The sequence below is a fragment of the Cellulosimicrobium sp. NPDC057862 genome (assembly GCF_042797035.1).
Lineage (GTDB): Bacteria > Actinomycetota > Actinomycetes > Actinomycetales > Cellulomonadaceae > Cellulosimicrobium.
The window spans coordinates 19,322-36,610 of record NZ_JBHVMH010000012.1; the positions used below are offsets into that span (position 1 = coordinate 19,322).

The window sequence follows — 17,289 nt, forward strand, 5'->3', positions numbered from 1 at the left end:
GGTGGAGCAGACCGTCCAGCGCACCGTCATCACGCCGCCCGGCCGCCTCAACCTGCCGTCGTGGCGCGAGCTGTGGAACGCCCGCGAGGTCGCCGTCCGTCTCGCGCTGCGCGACATCATCGTGCGGTACCGCCAGACGATCTTCGGCATCACGTGGGTCATCGCCCAGCCGCTCGTCAGCGCGGGGATCTTCACCGTCGTGTTCGGTCAGATCGCGGACCTGTCGACCGGCGACGAGAACATCCCCTACTTCCTCTTCACGCTCGCCGGCATGCTGGCGTGGAACCTCTTCAACGGGTCGCTCGGCCGCGCGTCGAGCTCGATGGTCGGGAACCAGTCATTGGTCCAGAAGGTGTTCTTCCCGCGCCTCCTGGTCCCCATCTCCAGCCTCGCGTCGGTCGTCGTGGACTTCCTCGTCGCGCTCGCCCTCGCGATCGTCCTCCTGTTCGTCTACGGCGTGAACCCCGGCTGGGCTGTGCTCCTCCTGCCCGTGTGGATCGTCCTCATCCTCATGATCGGCACGGGGATCGGCCTCGCCGCGGCGGCGTACATGGTCAAGTACCGCGACGTCGGCTACGTGCTCCCCTGGCTCGTGCAGATCCTGCTCTACGCGAGCCCGGTCGCCTACGCGCTGTCGGCGGTGCCCGCGAACCTGCGATGGCTGTTCGACATCAACCCGGTGACCTGGTTCCTCGAGGGCTTCCGCTGGTCCCTGCTGGGTACGGAGGCGCCGGTGACCTGGCAGATCGTGGCACTCGTCGTCGCGGCGCCCCTCATCCTGCTCGGTGGAACGCTCGTCTTCCAGAAGAACGAGCGCGAGTTCGCGGACTTCATCTGATGCGCCGCACCGCGTACGTGCTCGTCGCCGACCCGAGCTTCCTCGGGGCGAGCCTGCGGTCGTACTACGACCACGTCGACAAGATCGTGCTGTCCTACGACGAGACGTCGACGTCGTGGACCGGGACGCCGCTGCCGGTCGAGGAGTGCCTCGCCGTGATCGACGAGCTCGACGTCGACGGCAAGTGCGTCCGGGCGCCCGGTCGCTACGCACGCCCGGGGGAGCCGCCGCTCGACAGCGAGACGCTGCAGCGCCAGGCCGCGCTCGACCAGGCGTCCGAGGGGGCCGACTGGGTCCTCCAGCTCGACACCGACGAGGTCGTGCTCGACCCCGCGACGTTCGTCGGTGCCGTGGGTCGCGCCGACGCCGCCGGCGCGTCGGGCCTCGACTACCCCTCGCGCTGGCTCTACTCGCGCGTCGCGCCGGGACGCTACCTGGAGGCGAGCACCCGGCTCGGGCGGCCTGCCGCGTCGTACCCGGGCCCGCTCGCAGTCCGGGCCGGCACGGCGCTCACGCACGCCCGGCAGGCCGACGTGCCGCTCTACCGCGTGGACCTCGGACCCTGGAACACCGACCCGGCCCGGCGCCGCGACACGATCGTCCACGAGGTCGTCGACCCGGACTCCGCGGTGCTGCACTTCTCGTGGGTGCGCCGCCCCGAGACGATGCGGCAGAAGTTCGGGTGGTCCGGGCACACCGCCCACTACTCGCGCCCGGGCGTCTACGAGTCGTGGGTCGAGCGCACGCGGCGCCCGCGGCGCGCGGCCCTCACCTCACCCCTGCGCCGCCGCGACTGGTTCCGCCTCGTGACCCTCCCCGAGCCGCCCGGAGGCGAGCCGTGAAGCCCACCGTGAGCGTCGTGGTCGTGACGTACGGACGCCCCGACAGCGTGCGCGAGTGCCTCGAGCACCTGCAGAAGCTGGACACCGCGCCGCTCGAGGTGGTCGTCGTCGACTCCACGCCCGCGGACACGACGCGGCGGCTCGTGCGCGAGAGCTTCCCCGACGTCCGCCTCCTGCACAGCACGCTCGGCCGCGGCACGACCCCCGAGTCCCGACAGATGGGCTACGCCGTGACGAGCGGTGACGTCGTGGCGTTCGTCGACGACGACGCGTACGTCGCTCCCGACTGGCTCGACGAGCTCGTCGCCCCCTACGCCGACCCGGACGTCGTCGCCGTCGGGGGGCGCGCCGACAACGGTATCCCGGGCGAGGAGCACGACGGGCTCGACCGTGTCGGCCGGCTCCTGCCGGACGGCCGGCTGACCGGCTACTTCGCCGCCGACACGGGCCGCGTCATCGAGGTCGACCACCTGCTCGGGGCGAACATGTCGTTCCGCCGCAGCGCGCTGGAAGCGATCGGCGGGATCCGCGGCAACTACCCCGGGACATGCCTGTGCGAGGAGTCCGACATCTCGCTGCGCCTGCGGGCGACCGGCGGGCGGCTGCTCTACACGCCGACCGCCGTCGTGCGGCACATGGCAGCGCCGTACGGGATCGGCGGCAAGCGGTTCGACCGCCGCTACCTCTACTACGCGCGGCGCAACCACGTCGTCATGCTCGTGCGGAACTTCGGCTGGCGCGACCCGATGGTGCGCCGGTACGCCCGCACGACGTGGCGTGCCCAGTCCAGCTACCTGTGGGCCGTGCGCAGCCGTCTCGGCCCGACGATGGCCGACGGCTCGCCGCGCTCGCTCCTACGGCGCGTCACCGCCCCTGTCGTGCTCTCGAGGGCGGCCGCGGAGCTGTGGGGCCTTGTCGCGGGTGTTCCGGCGGCGCTCGTCGCGACACGACGCGACCGGGCAGACGGGGTCGCGACCCCATGAGCCGCACCGGGCAGACCACGTCGGCGAGGGGTGGCGGGCAGCCTCGCGGCCTCGTGCACGTCATCACGCCCGGCGACCACTTCTCCCCGCGCACCGGGAGCGCCGTCCCGACGATCGTCGACGGTCTGAGCCGCCACGCCAGACCGGACGGGCCTCGTCCGGCAGTCGTCGTGGCGGAGGGCACCTACCCCGATCGCTACGAGAGCGCCGAGATCCGTGAGTACGTCCCTGCCCCACCCCGCCGAGCCGACCGCTGGCTCGACGCGGCCGCGGGCAGGCTCGGCCTGGACCGCCCGGGCGCGCGGCGGGTGCTGGGTGCGACGGTCGCTGCCCAGGACAGGTGGGACCCGGGCGTCGTCCTCGCCCACAACGCGCCTGCTCTCGTCCCGCTCGTCCACGCGACCCGGCACGTGCCCGTCCTCTATGCCCACAACCAGGTGCTCGGTGCGTGGTCGCAGCGGGACGCCGGCCGTGCGCTCGACCCCGCCGGTGCGATCCTCTGCGTGAGCGACCACCTCGCGGAGGCGGTCGCGAGCAGGCTCCCGGTCCGTCTGCGCGACCGCGTGAGCACGGTCCACAACGGTGTCGACTGCGCCGCGTTCGCCGTTCCCCGCCGTCCGCGCGCCGATGGGCTCCGCGTCGTCTACGTGGGCCGCGTCATCCCCGACAAGGGGGTCCACGTCCTCCTGGACGCGGTCGTCGCGCTCGGTCGTCCGACCATCGAGCTCACCGTCCTCGGCCGTCCGGGCTTCGCGGCGGACGCGCCGCTGTCCCCCTACGAGCAGGACCTGCGCAGGAGGGCGCAGCGCGCCGGCGAGCGGGTCCGCTTCGGCTCCTTCGTCCCACGCCCCGCGCTCCCGTCGCGGCTCGCCGAGGCCGATGTCGTGGTCGTGCCCTCCATCTGGCCCGAGCCGTTCGCGCTCACCGCGCTCGAGGGGATGGCAGCGGGCGCGGCGGTGGTGGCGTCCGACGTCGGCGGCGTCCCCGAGGCGGTCGGTGACGCCGGGATCCTCGTCCCGCCCGGTGACGTGGCGGCCCTCGCCGGCGCGCTGGAAGCGCTCGCCGACGACCGGCAGGCGCTGGACGCGGCGGCACGTGCCGCGGTCGAGCACGCCCGGCGGCACGACTGGCGCGTGTCCGCCGCACGGCTCGACGACGTGCTCGCTCCCTTCGCCGTGTCGAGCGAGCGCACCGGGACCGCACGATGACTTCGCTGCGGACGCGGACCGTCGCGCTCGAGGACCTCACCGCAGCCGACCACGACCGATGGGCGGACCTCGTCGACCGAGCCCTCGAACCGAACCCGTTCCTCTCGCCCGCCTATCTCGCGACCGCGGTGCGGCACCTGCCGAGCGCGAGGGGCATCGTCGCCGTCGTCGTCGAGGACGACGAGGCCATGCACGCGTTCCTGCCCCTGAGCAGGGCGCGCCGCTTCGCGCGCACTCCCCTGCCCTACGCGACGACCGCCGGCCCGTTCCTCGGGTCGGAGTCGCCGCTGTGCGTCCCGCTGGTGGACGAGGACAGGCCGGCCGAGACGATGGGGGCGCTGCTCGCCCACCTCGCGACCCGTGCCTCACGCCTGCCCGGTCTCGTGGAGCTCACCCTGGTCCCCGTCGGCGGACGGTTCGACGAGGCGCTCGAGGCCGCGTGCCGCGCGCACGACGTGCCGCTCGTGGAGAGGTACCGCTTCGAGCGGGCCGCTCTCGTCCCTGCCACCGGTGCGCCCACGCCGCGCGAGGCGCTCAGCACGTCCCGGCGCAAGCAGGTGGAACGGCTGCGGCGCCGCCTGGAGCGCGACGTCGGCCCCCTCGTCATGACCGACGCGGGCCTCGACCCGCAGGCGTTCGACGCGTTCGTCCGTCTGGAGGCCGCCGGCTGGAAGGGAACGACGGAGGAGGGCGGGGCCCTTCAGGTGGTCCCCGGGGCGCTCGACTGGTTCACCGACGTCGCCGACGACCTGCGGGCGCGGGGCCGGCTCCACCTGTTCGTCCTCACCGCCGGCGACGAGGTGGTCTTCATCTCCGTCGTCCTGCGGGCCGGCGACCGCCTCTACTCGCTGATGGACACGTACGACGAACGGTTCGCCAAGTTCAGCCCCGGTTCGATCGGGCGGGTCGTCGAGCAGGAGCACGTCCTCGAGCACACCGACGCGACCCTGTTCGACCCGTGCCTCCATCCCCGGTACGCGGTGCCCTCCGGCCTCTACCGCGACCGCCGGACGCTGCGGGGCGTCGTCATCGCGCCGCGCGGGCGCGTCGCCCGCGCGCTGCTCCGCCGCTCCGCGCGCCTGCGCGCCCTGGCGACGCGCGCCGGCGACGCCACCACCCGGGTCCGCGACGCCTTCTCCCGGGTGCGCGGCCTCGCTTCCCGGTCGGGCGCGACTGCCCGTCCGGCAGCGGCCACGGACGCGCGTCCGGGGCCGGCGACCCACGATCAGCAGGAGTCGTCATGACCACGACGCACCCGACCCGCGCCGCCGGCCCGGGCACCGTCTCCCGGACCGTCGCGGTGCGCGGCATCTCGGACGCCGACCTCGCAGCGTGGCGGTCGCTCGCCCACCGCGCGGCCGAGCCCAACGTGTTCTTCGAGCCCGAGTTCCTCCTGCCCACGGTCGCGCACTTCGACCCCGACGGTGGCGTGCGCCTCCTCGTCGTCGAGCGCGCCGGAGAGTGGGCCGCCGTCATGCCCTACGAGATGGTGCCGGGCGACCGGCACTGGCCCTGGCGGCACGCCTCGAACGACGGGCCCGTGCTCAACCAGGTGACGTCGCTCGGCTCCCCCCTGCTCGACGCGACCGACCCCGACGCGGCGGCGGCCGCGCTGGTCGCCGCGCTGCGCGCTCACGGGCGCGAGCTCGGTCGAGCCTTCGCGTTCGCGTACGTCGCCGACGACGGCGCGGCGGGTGGGGCGCTGCACCGGGCGCTCGACTCCTCGCACGTCACCCTCCACGTGTGGGGTGGCGACGACCGTGCGGCCGTGCGCTTCGCCGAGCTTCCCGAGGGCGACGACCCGCTGGCGCACGTCCCGCGGTCGCGCGCCAAGGCCGTGCGCCGCCGCGTGCGCCGGCTGGGCGACGAGCTCGGCCAGCCCGTCGCTCTCTCGGCCGCGACGCTCGTCCCGGTCGCCGACCCGGGCGAGTTCCTCGCGTTCGAGCACGAGACGTGGAAGGCCGACCCCGAGCGCAACGGCCCCGGCTTCTCCCGCGTCGAGGGCGGAGAAGCGTGGTTCAGCGAGGTCTTCTCCTCCTACGCCGCTTCGGGGAACGCCTCGATCGTCGCGCTGGCCGTCGCCGGCGTGACCCTCTACATGGCCGGGTTCCTGCGCTCGGGATCGCACGTCTTCGCGTGGTACGACGAGTACGCCGACCGGTTCTCACGCTTCGCGCCCGGCGTCGTGGGCAGGCTCCTGACCGTGCGCATGTTCGCGGCCGACCCGAGCGTCACCTTCCTCGACTCGTGCATGCACCCGTCGATGTACCCCGACCAGAACGAGCTCTACCCGTCGCGCCTGCGCACCGCCTCGTACACGGCGGCGCTCGGTCCGCGCCCGGTGGGCTGGGTCCTGAGGGCCATCCCGGCCCTAGGTCGTCTCCGCCGCCGTCTGGCCCGGCACCCTGAGCCGGCGCCCTCCCCGACCGTGAGCGCGGTCGCCGGGACGGCCGACGTCGCCGAGCGACCTTTCGACGTGTCCTGACAGCCGCCGGCGACCGGGGCGGGGCCGTGCTGTCACGCCAGGCGGTCAGCCGGGGAAGCCCCCCGCCGCGAGGGCGGCGACCTCCGCCGGGCTCAGCGCCCGGTCGAGGATCAGCACGTCGTCGACGGCGCCCCGGAGCGGGTACCCACCGCCCGGCTGGTCACCCAGGAGAAGGGGCCGGTCGTTGGTCCCGATCGCGGCAGGGCCAGCGACCGACCCCTGCTCGACGCCGTCGACGTACAGGCGCACGCGTGTCCCGTCGAACACCCCCACGAGGTGGGTCCACGTCTGCCCGTCGACCGGGTAGGACGACGTCGCGTTGGCGCGGAAGGTGTCGCCCGACGTCGCCTGGTTCACCCGGAAGAACGCCTTGCCCGCGGCGGACAGGCCGATCTCGTACCCGTCGTGCGTCGCGAGGACCGCCTTCTTGGCCACGTACTGCGTCGCGACGCGCTCTGGCCGCACCCACGCCGCGACCGTCATCGGGCCTGACAGGTCGAGCGGGGCGGCGTCCGGGACGCTCACGCGACCCGAGGAGCCGTCGAACCGGACAGCACTCCCGGACACGCCACCCACGCGCGTCACGCCGCTCGACGCGAGCACACCGTCCGTGCCCCACCCCGAGCCGTCCGCGGCGCTCGTGCCCGTCTCGTCGAAGCGCCACGCACCGCGCGCGCCCGTCGCGAGGAGCACCCGGACGGAGACCGTCGCGGGCTCCGACCACGCCCCGTCGACGCCGGCGCGGACGGTGAACGAGGTCGTCCCGACGAAGCCGGGCGCGGGCGTGAAGCGGACCGCACCCGCCGCCGCGTCGGTGACCTCGGCCGTACCGGACGCCGGCTGGCTCACGACCTCGACCGTCGCACCCGCGGCACCGGAGACGGCGACGGTCCCCGCGACCGCGGTCCCGGCGACCGTCGACAGCGCGAGGTCGTCCACCACGGGCGGCTCGACGGGCTCGGTCGGGTCGGTGCCCGGGTCCGTCGGATCCGTGCCCGGGTCCGTCGGGTCGGTACCGGGGTCCGTCGGGTCGGTGCCCGGGTCCGTCGGATCCGTGCCGGGGTCCGTCGGGTCGGTGCCCGGGTCCGTCGGATCCGTGCCGGGGTCCGTCGGGTCGGTGCCGGGAACGGTGCCCGGTCCGGTCGCGCCCGCGGGGCCGGCGTAGAGGGCGGCGACCTCGGACGCGCTCAGCGCACGGTCGTACAACCGCACACCGTCCACCGCACCCTTGAACGGATACCCCCCACCCGACTGGTCACCGATCACCAACGGCAACGCATTCGTCCCCACCGCCGCCGGACCCGCCACCGAACCCTGCTCCACACCGTTCACGAACAACCGCAACCGCGAACCGTCGAACGTCCCCACCACGTGCGTCCACGTCGAACCGTCCGCCACCGGCACCGACGACGCGTTGACCCGGAACGCATCACCCGACGACGCCTGGTTCACCCGGAAGAACGGCCGACCCGTGCTCGCCACGCTCAGCTCGTACCCGTCCACCTCGTACGACTGCGCCTTCTTCACCACGTGCTGCGTCGCCACCCGCTCCGGCCGCAACCACGCCGCCACCGTCATCGTCCCCGCCAGGTCCAGCGAGGCCCGGTCGGTGACCGTGACCTTCCCGTTCGTGCCGTCGAACCGGACCGCGTTGCCCGAGACGCCGGCGACGCGCGTCGTCCCGCCGGACAGCGTCCCGGTCTGCGCCCAGCCCGACCCGTCCGCGGCGGTCGTCCCCGACGCCTCGTCGAGGTCCCAGATCCCACGCGTCCCGGTCTCGGCGAGCACGCGCGCGTCGATCGTGGCCGGGGCCGACCACACGCCCCCGGCACGGACGCGGAACGTGAACGGGTCCGCCCCGACGAACCCGGCCGTAGGCGTGTACGTGAACGCCCCCGTCGCCGCGTTCGTCACCACGGCGGTCCCGTGGGCGGGAGCCTGCACGACCTCGAACGTCGGCGTCCCCGTCGCCTGTGCCGCGAGCACACCCTGCGCCGCGGTCCCGGTGACCGTCGTCAGCGACCCCGGCGTCGCGACGGGCGCGACCGGTCCCGGGGGCGACCCGGCGTACAGGGCAGCGACCTCGGACGCGCTCAGCGCACGGTCGTACAACCGCACACCGTCCACCGCACCCTTGAACGGATACCCCCCACCCGACTGGTCACCGATCACCAACGGCAACGCATTCGTCCCCACCGCCGCCGGACCCGCCACCGAACCCTGCTCCACACCGTTCACGAACAACCGCAACCGCGAACCGTCGAACGTCCCCACCACGTGCGTCCACGTCGAACCGTCCGCCACCGGCACCGACGACGCGTTGACCCGGAACGCATCACCCGACGACGCCTGGTTCACCCGGAAGAACGGCCGACCCGTGCTCGCCACGCTCAGCTCGTACCCGTCCACCTCGTACGACTGCGCCTTCTTCACCACGTGCTGCGTCGCCACCCGCTCCGGCCGCAACCACGCCGCCACCGTCATCGTCCCCGCCAGGTCGAGGCCTGCGGAGTCCGGGACGGTCACCTTGCCGGACGACCCGTCGAAGCGCAGCGCCGTGCCGCTGCGGCCGGTGACCCACGTCGTGCCGCCCGAGATCGCGCCCGCGTTGCCCCATCCCGACGTGTCGGCGGCGACGAGCCCCGTTCCCTCGTCGAGGTCCCAGCGCCCGCGGGCGCCCGCCTCCGAGGTCACCGCGAGACTCATGCGCGCGACGTTCGACCACAGGTCACCGGCGCGCACGCGGAACGTGAAGGCGTCGGAACCGACGAACCCGGCGTTCGGCACGTACGTGAACGCCCCGGTCGCGGCGTTCGTCACCGTGGCCGCCCCCCGCGCGGGGGCCTGCACGATCTCGAAGTGCAGCGGCGCGTCGGCGGACGACGATCCTTGCAGCACGCCCGTCGCGACGCCGCCCGCGACCGTCGATGCGGCGCCGTCGGTCGCCGTGGGTGCCCCCAGCGCCGTCCAGGCGAGACGAGCCGTGCCGGTGGTCGCGCTCGACGCGGCGAGGACGAGCGCCTCGCCGGAGACGTTCGCCTTGGAGCTGGTGACGTTGTTGTAGGACCCGTCGAGCACCAGGTCGGGCGCGCCCGAGAAGTCGATGTCGTCGAGCGGCGTGACCTTCTCGAGGATGTCGTCGAGCTGCTCGCTCGCGGTGTAGACGACCCGCAACGACCCGGTCTGCTCGTCCACCAGCACGATGGGCCGGGTACCGCGACGGTCGACCTCGTAGACCGGGTCCCACGTGCCGTTCGGACGCCGGACGAGGAGACCGAGCGTCGTCGCGGACCCCGTGTCGTAGGACGTCTTGATCGCCGCGTACACCGTCCCGTCGGAGGTCACGGCCACGTTCAGGTGGTCGTCGGCGAACCCGTCGCCGATCGGCAGCGCAGAAGACTGCGCGGGCTTCTCGTCCGCCGCCCACGTCGACGGCGACGCACCGTCGACGTGCGTGCGGAACCCGAAGCGCTCGGTGGCCTGGTTCGACCACAGGACGCCGACCTTCCCCCCAGGCATCGCGGTCACGAGCGCGATGTCGTCCTCGGTGATCCCCGACGCGAGCGTGATCGCGGACGAGAACGAGCCGTAGGGCGCGTCGGCGTAGCGCACCTGCACCGCCGAGGCCGTGTCGGAGGCGACCCACATCCTTCCCGCGGTGTCGACGTCGAGCGTCGCGGTCTCGCTCCCGGGGAGCGAGAGGGCGGTCGCCACCGGCCGCGAGGTCCACGGCACGTAGGAGTGGGTCGCCGACGCGTACTGCAGCGAGACGAGCGAGCTCGACGGGCCGTGGAGGAGCACGTGCACGACGTCGCCCACCTCCTTGACGTCCGCCCGAACGTCGGTGCGCGTGGACACCGACGTCACGTTGGTCCACGCGGCGCCGTCGTACCGCCACACCCACGTACCCGCAGGGCTCGTGCTCGCCGAGGCGAGGACGGCCCACCACGAGCCGTGCGCGAACCACACCTTCGACTGCGGCTTCTCCCCCGTGTTCCCCGTGAGCGGGATGCCCGCGGCGGTGACGGTGGCCGAGACGTCCGGTGCGGGGCCAGGCGCAGCAGGTTCGTCGGACGAGGGCGCGGCAGGCTGCCACGACAGACCCACCAGGCCGTCACCGGCGGGGACCTCGACCTCGACGAGGTACGTCTTGCCTGCCGTGGCGTCCACCGTGGCGGCCGACGTCGAGACGTCGCCGTCGTCGTCGTTCGTCGCGACGACCGGACCTCGGCCGGACCCCTCGCGCACGCGCAGGACGGTGTCCAGCTCGCTGCCCGCCGTCGAGAACGTGACGGGTCCGCTCTCCTGCGCCGTCCAGGACCACCACAGCGAGCGGGCGACGGTGCTCGGAGCCCCCGGACCTCGGTGGGACGCCGGGAAGTTCGGGGCGACGTCCTGCCCGACAGCGCCCCCGACGACGCGCGCCTCCGAGGCGACGTCGCCGACGACGTCGTCCACCGCTGCGGCGGCCGGGGCCATGCCCCACTCGCCGTGCTCGGACGCCGTGACGAGGACGCCCACGCCCAGGGTGACGGCGACCAGAGCGGCGACGGCGCGGACGGGACGGCGGCGTCGCCGGGCTGAAACGGACATGATGACCTGCCAGTCGTGTGTGCTCGGACTCTCGGCGAGGGAAACAGCGCTCGCCCCCCGGGCGCACGTACCACCTCTGATCGAACCATGTGGGGCCCCGGAGCGGGAGGGCGCTCCGGCAAGTTCACCCGCGCGAGGGGTACTGGCCGTCGGCCGGTGGTCGTACGTTACTGTCTGCTGGTCGGTCGCCGGCACACACGTGTACCGGAGACACAGGGGAGGTCCCAGATGCCCGAGCCCCGGACGCTCGACGTCGGCACCAGCGGCGTCGGCACCACGGACGGCGCTTCCGCCGCGACCCGTCGTGGGACGACACCGGTCGGCGAGTTCTCCCCGTCAGATCTTGCCTATGCGCAGGACGTGGCGCGTGGGACGTTCGTCCACCAGTACGACCGGGACCTCCAGCTCGTGGTGATCTGGTCGGCCGCGCGCGAGCACGAGGCCGAGGTCCTCGGGATCCTGCGCCGCGAGCTGCGCGTCCTCGCCGAGATCGAGGTCCGTTGGTCCCCGGACGAGGTCGTCACGAACTTCGAGCGGCTGTACGGCCAGGAGCTGTGGGGCACGTCGCCCAAGCCTCTCGAGGTCGGCGCCGGCCCGTTCCTCCTCGTCGTCGTCGAGGATCTCGACCCGCGCTACGGCTACGGGCAGAACGTGACCGGGTACGTCGAGCTGACGAACCTCGCGGTGGCCCGCGCCAAGGCTGCCGCGCGGTCGCTCGCCGGCGGATACCGGATCCACTCGAGCAACAACATCCGCGAGTTCTTCCACGACGCGACGCTCGTCCTCGGCGAGGAGCGGCTGCGCGCGGTCCTCGCGCACACGGCGGACGAGCCGTACCGCGAGGTCGTGACCGAGGACGTGGTCGGCAGCGGCGGCTGGCGCGACCTCACCGAGCTGTTCGACGTCCTGCGGCTCACGAGCGAGTACGTCGTCCTGCGCAACGCCGACGACCTGCCGACCGGTCTGGAGGACGACCGCGAGATCGACGTCCTCGCACGCGACCGCACCGACCTCGCCGCGGTCGCCGGCGCCCGGCCGCTGGACCCGGGGGGCGACGGAGTCCAGCACGCCTGTCTCGTGGCAGGCGAGCAGGTCGTCCTGGACGTGCGCGAGGTCGGGGACGGCTACCTCGACCGTCGTTGGCAGGACGAGCTGCTGCGACGGCGTACGTGGCACGCGGGTCGCGTCGCGGTCCCCCGGACCGACGACCACTTCTTCTCGCTGCTCTACCACGCGAAGGTCCAGAAGCCCCGGGTGAAGCCTGTCTACGCACCGAGGCTGCAGGGGCTGGCGCGCACGGTCGGTCTGCCGGAGGACGTCGCGGCGCGCATCACCGACGACGACGTCGCGGCGTCCGTCCTCGACGGCTTCCTCTCCGCGCACGGCTACGGCCTGCCGCGCAGCGAGGACGCGGGGGTGCACCGCAACGACGCGTTCGTCGAGCGGTTCCGGCTCACCACGGTGGAACCGACCGCGCTCGCGCTCGCCCGTACCGAGCTCTGGGAGGCCGCGCGGCGCTCGCGCGTCGCAGAGGTGGCCGCCCGTTCGTCGGCACTGCGCCGCGTGTTCCGGGGTTTCCGGTCGCTCGTCCGGCGCGTGACCGGCCGGGGGGCCGGCGATGGCTGACGCCCGGTCCGACGGCCCCGCAGGGCGAGCTCCCGTCGGGGCCGGTGCACCGATCGGGCGGGACGTACGGCCCGAGCCCGGCGTGCGCCGCACGCTCGTGAGCCGCGTCCTGGGACGCATCAAGCTCGTCTACCTCTTCGGGTGCCCGGTCGGGGCGACGTTCGTCAAGAGCACCGACTACGCGGTCACCGTGTACACGGCGACCCGTGGTCGCCCGACGGTCGGGAAGTTCTTCGCACGTGGCGCGCTCGGGCGCGAGGGTTTCGCCGCGGAGCGGCTCGCCGCGGACGTCCTGGAAGACCGCACCTGGCGCATGCCCGTCGTCCGGTGGCATCGGCGGGGGTTCACCGTGCCGAGACTGGCGGACGACGCGCGGCTCGACCTCGCGTGCCGAGGCATGGACCGCGCACAACGGGTCGAGGCGGGGGCATGGGCGCTCGACGTGCTGCTCGAGATCTACCTGGAGGGGTACCTGCACGGGGACCTGCAGCCGCACAACGTGTGGCTGCTCGACGGCCGGCTCGTCGCGACGGACTTCGAGACGTTCTCGCGCCGGACTCCCGGTATCCCGTTCCTCGACTCGGGCGACGTCACGGGCAACGACCCCGCTCCCCGCTCACGACCGCTCGACCCCGCCTTCGACCCGGACGACGACTGGTCGTTCCACCACGTCCTCGACGTCACGCTCGACGATGCCGTGGACGCGCTGAGAGCGCGCCTGGCCGCTGCCGACGACGACGTGTCCCGCCGCAAGCTCGACGTGCTCGACGGGCGGACACCATGACCCCCGCCACGACCGGCAGGACGAGAGGAGGACCGGTGCTCGACCTCGTCGTCCGCCGCCGCGACATCGAGCGCGAGGACCCACCGGCCGGCGCGTTCCGTGAGGTCGCCTATGCCCGAGGACTCGTCCCGGCCTTTCTCACGCGGTCCCTCGGGACGTTCTGCGTGGACACCCCGGACCGCGTGTACTCCCTGACGTACGACGACGGTCCGGACCCCAGGACCACGCCCGGCGTGCTCGACGCGCTCGCCCGGCACGGGGCCACCGCGACGTTCTTCGTGCTCTCCGAGCCTGCGCGGCGCCATCCGGAGATCGTCCGCCGGATCGTCGCGGAGGGGCACGAGCTCGCCCTCCACGGCAAGGACCACACGTCCTTGCTCACGATGGACGACGACGTGGCCGTCGCGACGATCCGTGAGGCCCGGGACGTGGTCGAGGAGGTCGCGGGCACTGCCGTGCGGCTCTACCGCCCCCCGTACGGGGAGCACACGTGGGGCCAGGCTCGCGGCGTCCGCCGCCTCGGTCTCGAGCTCACGATCTGGTCCGGCGACGCGTTCGACTGGGTCCATGACGACGAGGAGGCTGTCGCGGCGCGGGCCCTCTCGTCGGTGTTCCCGGGTGCGATCCTCCTGCTGCACGACACGCGCGCCGATCCCGAGACGCTGGGCCCCGGTGAGCGTCTCCCGGAGTTCGACCGGGCCGACGTCCTCGACCGCATCCTCACCGCGACCCGGGCGCAGGGGTACGCGGAGGCCACGACGGGAGCGCTGACGACGCGCTACCGGCGTGTGCGCAGCCTCGCGCGCGAGCGGATGGCCCGACGATGAGCGACCTCCCCAGGCCGGTGCCGGAGCTCTCGGTCGTGATCCCGGCGTACGACGCGGTCGAGACCTTGCCGACGCAGCTCGAGGCGCTTCTCGCCCAGCGGCCTGACTGGCCGTGGGAGGTGCTGGTGGCGGACAACGGGTCGAACGACGCGACCACGGGGCTGGTGCGGTCGTGGGCGTCGACCCGGATGCCCGAGCTCCGGCTGGTCGACGCCTCGGCACGGCGCGGGCCGAGCGCCGCGCGCAACCTCGGCGTGGCGGCTGCCCGCGGTCCACGCATCGCGTTCTGCGACGCCGACGACCGTGTCGGCGACGGCTGGGTCGAGGCCATGCGGCGGGCGCTCGACGAGCACGAGTTCGTCGCCGGCCCGTTCGAGGGAGCCCTGCTGAACGCGGGGTCCCGCTCGGCCGTGAGCTGGACGGCGCAGGCGCACGGACTGACCGTCAAGCCGTTCCTGCCGCAGTTCGTCACCGCCGGCTCGGGGAACATGGGTGTGCTGACGGCGGTCTTCGAGGAGGTCGGCGGGTTCGACGAGGGTGCCCGTACGGCGGAGGACGACGACTTCTGCCTGCGGGTCCAGCTCCACGGGCACGCGCTCGAGTTCGATCCGGCCATCGTTCTGCACGTGCGACGCCGCGACGGTCTGTGGGACGTGTGCAAGCAGGCGTACTCGTACGGGGGCGGCGAGCGACGTCTCCTCCATCGCTACGCCGAGTTCGTCGCCGAGGCGCAGACCTCCTCGGCGGAGACAGGCGAGACCCCGTCGACGGGTGCTGCGGCAGCGAGGGACCGGTCGGGCGCCGGACAGGGGCCGAGCAGGGTCGGACGTGTCGCGGCGAAGGCCGCCGCTCTCCTCCGTCGAGGCGGGCGCGTCGCGGGTCGCGCCGTCCGCAAGGCGGCGACCGTGCGTCACCCGGGCGACCTCTCCGACGTCGCGTGGCGCGTGTGCTGGTCGCTCGGCTGGAGCCTCACTCGGGTCGATCCCGCGACACCGCAGGTGAGCCGGTCGCGCCCGCGCTCCCTGCAGGGTGACCTGCGGCGATGACGGCCGCCGCCCGGGCACGCGCAGCGCTCGCCCGCTGGAACGCCGTGGGCGCGAGGCGCCGCGCCACGCGCACGGGCGCGCTGGGGCACGCCGACCTGCTCGCTCGCGGCGTCTTCGTGAGCACGTCGGAAGGGGTGTGGCACCGGTTCGGCACACCCCTGCCGCACCACCTGCGCCGGTCGCGCCGTCACCTCGACGTCGTCGGCGCGGAACCGTCCCGGCATCCCCTCCGGGACGCGCTGCTCCTGGCCGCACGACGCCTCCCCCCGCCCTGGGCCTTCCTCAGCCACGGACCGTCCGGTCCGTACACCGTGGTCACCACGACGTTCGAGGGCGGGATGCTCTTCCTCGAGCCCGGACGCTCCGTGGCCAGGACCGTCGAGGGAGGCGGCGCGAACGAACGCTACGCGACGTTGCGACGGAGGTTCTCGGAGCACGTGCGATGCCCCTCGTACCGCTTCGTCGACGACCTGCTGGTCGAGGAGTTCGTCACCGGTCGGCACCCGCTCGAGCTCGACGACGACGCACTGGTCGCCCTGGTGCGGACGCTGGTGCTCGACTACGCGCACCTCGCGCGGGCGGAGTGGGAGGTCGACTCACGACGCATCGTCGAGAGCGCCCTCGACCTCGTCCGCGGTGCCGCCCTCCCGGACGGCTTCCCGTCGCCGAGCGAGCTCGCCGCCTTCGTGGCCCGGACGCCGGAGTGGGGCACGGTGCCGTCCGGCGCGGACCCCCAGGTGAACAACCTCGTCGTGGCACCCGACGGCACACCCGTACCCATCGACCTCGGCGTCATGGTCCTCGCGCCGTTCTTCGTGTTCCCCGTCGGGATGATCGCGTCGGCACACGGGGCGGTGCTCGCCGCGTACCTGGACGGGGGCCTCGACGAGGCTGTCGGTCAGCTGTTCACGTCAGCTCGCGCGGCCTTCGACGCGACGCGGCGCGACCGCGTTCTCGTGCTGGCCCTCTGGGCGGCCGTGACGTGCTGGTACGAGGCGAGGCGGCTCACCGTGGTCGACGACCTCGCTCGCGTCGGTGCTCTGCTCGCCGAGCAGTGGGACGACCTCGGGCTAGGCGCGCCGGGCACGGCCCCGTAGTCGTTCGGTCGCGACGCGCACCGGTGTCGTGGGCGCGAACAGGACGGCCCACGACGCCTCACCGAGCGCCGCACGCACACGCATCCGGGCCAGCGCGGCGCGCGTCGCGCGTCCCGCGCTCCACCACGCGAACCGGTCGTTCGCCCGCAGCCGGTCGTCGAACGCGTCGACGAGGTCACGCCGTCCGGCCGCGCCCGCGGCGGCACGGTGGCGACGGAGGATCACCCGGATGGCGGCCGCCAGGGCGCGGTAGGACCTCGTGGTGTTCGACGCGTGGTGGCGGTAGTCCACGAGGACGTCGTCGACGAACGCGAAGGGTCCGTGCGCCGACGCCTTGAGGACGAGGTCGAGGTCCTCGCCCTGCTGGTACTCCGGATCGAAGCCACCGACGGCGTCGAAGACGTCACGGCGGATCACGAGGTTCGGGAGCATGACGCCCGGTCCGCGGATCACGGCGCGCTGGTCGTCGGCGGCACGCTGGTCCGCGGCCACGAGCTCCGTGCCGTCGGCGTCGATCGTCCGCATGCCGCAGTAGCTCACCACGACGTCCAACCGCTCGGCCATGACCTCCGCGTGGCGCCGCAACCGGTCGGGGTGCCAGCGGTCGTCGTCGTCGAGGAACGCGACCAGCTCGCCGGACGTCTGCGCGACCCCGGCGTTGCGTGCCGCGGACACGCCCGCGGGCGCCTGACGCACCACGCGGGGACGAGGGGACGTGCCTCCCTGCGCCACGTCCTCGACGATCTGCAGCAGCGCCTGCGGGTCGGGCGAGCCGTCGTCGACGACGACGAGCTCAGCGGCGGGGTACGACTGGGCCAGGACCGAGGCGAGCGCCTCCGCGAGGAACGGGCCGCCGCGGTTGGTCGCGACGACGACGCTCACGCGCAGGGGGACGGGGCCGCCCTCGCCCGCCTGTCGGACCTCTCCCACGACTCTTCTCCTCCGGTTCCCCGTCCTGCT

Annotated in this window: 13 protein-coding genes; 11 read left to right on the forward strand and 2 right to left on the reverse strand. The window is 73.6% G+C overall.

Annotated elements, in window-relative coordinates; genetic code table 11:
• The first annotated feature begins 1 nt into the window (after position 1).
• From ACFVN3_RS14750 to ACFVN3_RS14775, 6 genes are read left to right on the forward strand one after another with little or no spacing between them, the layout of a single operon-like run.
• Complete coding sequence (locus tag ACFVN3_RS14750; protein ID WP_378233652.1) at positions 2 to 838, forward strand: ABC transporter permease; 837 nt, start codon at positions 2 to 4, stop codon at positions 836 to 838.
• Positions 838 to 1,680, forward strand: a complete 843-nt coding sequence (locus ACFVN3_RS14755) for a hypothetical protein (RefSeq protein ID WP_378233653.1) — start codon at positions 838 to 840, stop codon at positions 1,678 to 1,680. The genes ACFVN3_RS14750 and ACFVN3_RS14755 overlap by 1 nt, the downstream gene beginning before the upstream one ends.
• A complete protein-coding gene (locus ACFVN3_RS14760; protein ID WP_378233654.1) occupies positions 1,677 to 2,663 on the forward strand; it encodes a glycosyltransferase family 2 protein in 987 nt (328 codons plus the stop codon). The genes ACFVN3_RS14755 and ACFVN3_RS14760 overlap by 4 nt, the downstream gene beginning before the upstream one ends.
• Positions 2,660 to 3,871 carry a glycosyltransferase family 4 protein gene (locus tag ACFVN3_RS14765; RefSeq protein ID WP_378233655.1) on the forward strand — a complete coding sequence of 404 codons (1,212 nt, stop codon included), beginning with the start codon at positions 2,660 to 2,662 and terminating at the stop codon, positions 3,869 to 3,871. Before ACFVN3_RS14760 ends, ACFVN3_RS14765 begins: the two co-directional genes overlap by 4 nt.
• Positions 3,868 to 5,115 carry a GNAT family N-acetyltransferase gene (locus ACFVN3_RS14770; RefSeq protein ID WP_378233656.1) on the forward strand — a complete coding sequence of 416 codons (1,248 nt, stop codon included), beginning with the start codon at positions 3,868 to 3,870 and terminating at the stop codon, positions 5,113 to 5,115. The genes ACFVN3_RS14765 and ACFVN3_RS14770 overlap by 4 nt, the downstream gene beginning before the upstream one ends.
• Entirely contained in the window at positions 5,112 to 6,356 is a 1,245-nt protein-coding gene (locus ACFVN3_RS14775) for a GNAT family N-acetyltransferase (RefSeq protein WP_378233658.1), read from the forward strand. The genes ACFVN3_RS14770 and ACFVN3_RS14775 overlap by 4 nt, the downstream gene beginning before the upstream one ends.
• Before the next feature lie 45 nt (positions 6,357 to 6,401).
• On the opposite strand, the gene ACFVN3_RS14780 is transcribed toward ACFVN3_RS14775, so the two are convergent.
• Positions 6,402 to 10,949: a LamG-like jellyroll fold domain-containing protein gene (locus ACFVN3_RS14780; RefSeq protein WP_378233659.1), complete on the reverse strand. Its 4,548-nt coding sequence runs from the start codon at positions 10,947 to 10,949 to the stop codon at positions 6,402 to 6,404.
• A 228-nt stretch (positions 10,950 to 11,177) separates the two neighbouring features.
• Here ACFVN3_RS14780 and ACFVN3_RS14785 point away from each other — a divergent pair, with 228 nt between their 5' ends.
• The 5 genes from ACFVN3_RS14785 to ACFVN3_RS14805 are packed head-to-tail and all read left to right on the forward strand — an operon-like array spanning position 11,178 to position 16,329.
• Positions 11,178 to 12,575 carry a hypothetical protein gene (locus tag ACFVN3_RS14785; protein WP_378233660.1) on the forward strand — a complete coding sequence of 466 codons (1,398 nt, stop codon included), beginning with the start codon at positions 11,178 to 11,180 and terminating at the stop codon, positions 12,573 to 12,575.
• Positions 12,568 to 13,359 carry a hypothetical protein gene (locus ACFVN3_RS14790; RefSeq protein ID WP_378233662.1) on the forward strand — a complete coding sequence of 264 codons (792 nt, stop codon included), beginning with the start codon at positions 12,568 to 12,570 and terminating at the stop codon, positions 13,357 to 13,359. The genes ACFVN3_RS14785 and ACFVN3_RS14790 overlap by 8 nt, the downstream gene beginning before the upstream one ends.
• A gap of 35 nt (positions 13,360 to 13,394) precedes the next feature.
• Positions 13,395 to 14,186 carry a polysaccharide deacetylase family protein gene (locus ACFVN3_RS14795; protein WP_378233663.1) on the forward strand — a complete coding sequence of 264 codons (792 nt, stop codon included), beginning with the start codon at positions 13,395 to 13,397 and terminating at the stop codon, positions 14,184 to 14,186.
• Positions 14,183 to 15,232 (forward strand): glycosyltransferase, encoded by a 1,050-nt coding sequence (locus ACFVN3_RS14800; protein WP_378233664.1) that lies wholly within the window; start codon positions 14,183 to 14,185, stop codon positions 15,230 to 15,232. The genes ACFVN3_RS14795 and ACFVN3_RS14800 overlap by 4 nt, the downstream gene beginning before the upstream one ends.
• Positions 15,229 to 16,329: a hypothetical protein gene (locus ACFVN3_RS14805; RefSeq protein WP_378233665.1), complete on the forward strand. Its 1,101-nt coding sequence runs from the start codon at positions 15,229 to 15,231 to the stop codon at positions 16,327 to 16,329. Before ACFVN3_RS14800 ends, ACFVN3_RS14805 begins: the two co-directional genes overlap by 4 nt.
• Here ACFVN3_RS14805 and ACFVN3_RS14810 read toward each other — a convergent pair.
• On the reverse strand, positions 16,303 to 17,259 hold the full coding sequence (locus tag ACFVN3_RS14810; RefSeq protein WP_378233666.1) for a glycosyltransferase family 2 protein: 957 nt from the start codon (positions 17,257 to 17,259) through the stop codon (positions 16,303 to 16,305). The genes ACFVN3_RS14805 and ACFVN3_RS14810 overlap by 27 nt on opposite strands.
• Between the last annotated feature and the right edge of the window lie 30 nt (positions 17,260 to 17,289).